The sequence below is a fragment of the Archangium sp. genome, from assembly GCF_036389735.1.
In the GTDB taxonomy this organism is placed as follows: Bacteria; Myxococcota; Myxococcia; order Myxococcales; family Myxococcaceae; genus Archangium.
Map to the genome: position 1 here is coordinate 1 of NZ_DASVWK010001105.1, position 3,227 is coordinate 3,227.

The following is a 3,227-nucleotide window of genomic DNA, read 5'->3' on the forward strand; positions in this document are numbered from 1 at the left end:
TCCGCGCGAAGAAGGAGGGCTTCCGCGACCTCGAGCAACCCGTCGCCGCCGAGCCCGCCGCCCCCGCCGCGAAGGCCGTCATGACGTGGTGACCGGCCGGCGCCGTGCCCAGATTCCCCCGGGCCTTTCGGGGCCCGGGTGGAATCCGAATCGAGGAGGTACGGCGTGGAGAACTGGACGCTTGGTTATGGGACCCTGCTGACGACGCTCGGAGTGGGCGGCTACGTCGCGACGGGAGCGCGGCACAAGACGGCGCTCATCCCCGCGGGCTTCGGGACGGCGGCCCTCGGCCTGGGCCTGCTGGAGCGGCGCGGCTCCTCACCCAAGGCCGTGCTGGGAGGCTCGGCGCTCCTCGAGTTGCTCGGATTGGTGGGGACCGCGCGAGCGCTCGCCCGGCTGCCCGCACTGCTTCGCGGTGAGAAGCTCGAACGGCCCGCGGCGATCGTGTCCCAGTCCGCCATGGCGGGCCTCTCCGCGGTGTACGTGGCCCTCTGCCTGCGGGGCCTGTTCGCCCGGTAGACACGAGAGGCCCGCGAGGAAGGACTCGTGGGCCTCTTTCCTCACGGCTCAGCGCCGCAGCGGGAGGACCCACAGCTCGGTGCCGTGGACCGTGTCGTCGGCGACGAAGAAGACCCTCGAGCCCACACGGGTGTAGCTCCGGGGGAACGAGCCGACGGGCCCCGGCGCGATGTCCTGAAGCCGTCGCGTACCCGCCACCGTCCCGTCGCTCTCCCACGGCTCCAGGCCCGTTGCCTCCTCATTGCCCGTGAAGAGGATGCGGCCGTCCAGGGCGAAGAGCTCGGAGCCGAATTCGTCCGACAGGCTCAAGGGCCGGTGCAGCAGCTTCGTTCCGGAGCCCGTCCCATCGGTCACCCAGAGCTGGACGTCACGTGGAGCCGGGCCCGAGGTGGAGATGCCGAGCCCGAAGAAGAGCTTCCTGCCCGCGACGGCGGAGGTGGTGATGAACGGGAACGCATCGGGATCGTCGGCGAAGGGATTGGGAAGCGTGGTGACGAGCCTCACGCCCACGCCGTCATCGCTGTTCTTCAGCCTGTACAGGCGCATCAAGCGGTCGGAGGGATCCACCCTCGCGACGTAAAGGCAGTTTCCCACCGCCTCGAGGACCTGCGGGAACTCGCTGGCCGGGCCCGGCGTCAGGTCCGCGACGAGCATCGTGCCGGCCTCGGTCCCATCGGTCCTCCACATCTCGGTGCCGTGAGCGGGCTCCGTGGCGGCGAAGAAGATATGACGACCCACGGTCCTGAGGCTGAAGGGGTTCGAGCTCTCGGGGCCCGGAACGATGTCCTTGATGAGCACGGTGCCGGCCTCGGTGCCATCGGACTTCCACAGCTCGGTGCCGTGCTCCGCTTCCGAGAGGGCGAAGAAGAGCGTGTCACCCACGAGGGCCTTCGAGGTGAGGACGGAGGACTCGGGCCCCAGATCCTTCACTCTCACCGTGCCGGCCTCGGTGCCATCGGACTTCCACAGCTCGGTGCGGGAGGGAGCGGTGGGAGTCGAGGGGACGAAGCGGAAGAAGAGCAGCGTCCTTCCCACGGCCCTGAGGTCGAACGGCTCACCGTCCTCGGGCCCGGGCGTGAGGTCCTTCACCAGCCGCGTTCCCCCGGTCGTCCCATCGCTGACCCACAGCTCGCGGCCATGAGGCTCATCACCCACCACGAAGAAGAGCCGCGAGCCCACCGGCGTCAGATCCGTCATCCGGTCGATGAAGAAGCCGCCCGGGAACGGGGGGAACCGCAGGATCGGCACGGTGCTCCCCGAGGTGCCATCGCTCTTCCACAACTCCCGGCGGCCGTCCTCGAAGTTGGCGGCGAAGTAGAGCTTGCCGCGGAACTCCACCAGGCTCTCCGGGACGGGGCCGAGCCGTGAGGGCAGGTCGGACGGAGGGAAGATGTCCCTGACGAGCCGCGCGCTCCCCGGCTCCGGGCGGTCCCACGTCGCCGTCAGCTCCTCATCCCCCATGTCCCCAGGGGTACTGGCTTGCGTCCGCTCGTCCTCCTGCTCCGGGAGCGAGCCGGCACACCCCAGCGCCAGCGTGCACCCCAGCACCACCCCACGCCACGATTTCATCCCCGACCTCCATCCTGTGATTGGCGAGCACAGGGTGTGGACCGTGGGGCGCTCTGCCCAGTGGCCCCCTGGAATAGAAACCCAATGACCGCACACCAAGTAGGAGCCGGGTCCTACCCGATGTGACGCGTTCGACTCTCGGAGCGAGGTTTTCGACTCTCAGCGCTTCTTGGCCACAGCGGGGTACTCAAGGCCGCGCACCCTCAGCTCCGACAGGCCCGCGGGCACCACAGGTAGCGGCGATGCAGGTCCACGCGCTCCGGCGACTCGTCCAGATGGTTCCGCCTCGCGGGTAAGTTCGAGCCCCGCTCCAACGAGGGCACTTGCCGCGAGCCTCCCACCAACGCCGCGCGGGTCTCCTCGTCCATGAAGCGCTTGCGCAACCCGACGAGCAGTATCTGGCCCGGCACGGTGCGCTTCTCGATGGAGGTCAGGAGCCGGCTGTACCAGGGAGCGCTGAAGAGCCGCAGCATCCAGGGCTTCAGCAGTCCCACTTGGAGCAGGAGTCGTTCCGTGGACGCGGCGGCTCCCTTCGGCAGCAGCGGGGCGAGTCGGGGTTGGCGGTCGAGCCAAGCCACGAACCGGGCCACCTTCACGGCTGTCCGGCTGAAGTGGGAGCGCATGGCCCAGAGGAAAGCACAGGCCTTGCCGCCACGCCGTGGATCGGACACGTGGGCAGGAACTCGACGGAAGGGCGCCTCTCCCAGGTAGGTATCCTTGGTTTTTATTTTCTGACCAGATTTAAACGACGGAATGTGGACCTATCCCATCGAGTGTCATCTCTCCTGACCTTCAACACTTTTCCTTCTCCTGTTCTCCGTTCGATTCTGCTCTCTTTTTCGAGGATAGGTTTGGTGGAGCGACGGACTGGGCCAGATTTAGCGTGTTTACTTGCAAGAGAAAGGAGACACCCATGGGTAGGTTGCGACTGGTCGTCAGTATTTTTTTCTTACTATATGCGAGAGTTGGCGAGGCGCAGGATGTTCCTGGGCCTGTTGCACATTACCGCTTCGATGCTGAGTCACCCATTGCTGTGGATTCCTCTGGAAACTCCAACGCGGGGGTGTTCATCAGTGGGGCGAGATACCAAGGGGGAAGCAGCATTGCTCCGACACGCTGCAACGTTGACAGCCTGCAAC

Annotated in this window: 4 protein-coding genes; 2 read left to right on the forward strand and 2 right to left on the reverse strand. The window is 66.7% G+C overall.

Annotation, left to right across the window (positions count from 1 at the left end; all coding sequences use genetic code 11):
* Positions 1-165 precede the first annotated feature (165 nt).
* Positions 166-519 (forward strand): hypothetical protein, encoded by a 354-nt coding sequence (locus VF794_RS39740; RefSeq protein WP_331118926.1) that lies wholly within the window; start codon positions 166-168, stop codon positions 517-519.
* 48 nt (positions 520-567) lie between these two features.
* Here the strand turns inward: VF794_RS39740 and VF794_RS39745 are convergent, their stop codons facing one another.
* Both VF794_RS39745 and VF794_RS39750 read right to left on the reverse strand, forming a co-directional pair.
* Positions 568-2,088 carry an ELWxxDGT repeat protein gene (locus VF794_RS39745; protein WP_331118928.1) on the reverse strand — a complete coding sequence of 507 codons (1,521 nt, stop codon included), beginning with the start codon at positions 2,086-2,088 and terminating at the stop codon, positions 568-570.
* A gap of 203 nt (positions 2,089-2,291) precedes the next feature.
* Positions 2,292-2,666: a hypothetical protein gene (locus tag VF794_RS39750; RefSeq protein WP_331118930.1), complete on the reverse strand. Its 375-nt coding sequence runs from the start codon at positions 2,664-2,666 to the stop codon at positions 2,292-2,294.
* Positions 2,667-3,001: 335 nt separating this feature from the next.
* Between VF794_RS39750 and VF794_RS39755 the strand changes: the two genes are divergently transcribed.
* On the forward strand, positions 3,002-3,227 hold a 226-nt coding region (locus VF794_RS39755), incomplete at its 3' end, for a hypothetical protein (RefSeq protein WP_331118931.1).

Excerpts from the sequence above, each read along its gene's own strand:
- VF794_RS39745 (WP_331118928.1), bottom strand. The coding sequence starts at position 2,088 with ATGAAATCGTGGCGTGGGGTGGTGCTGGGGTGCACGCTGGCGCTGGGG.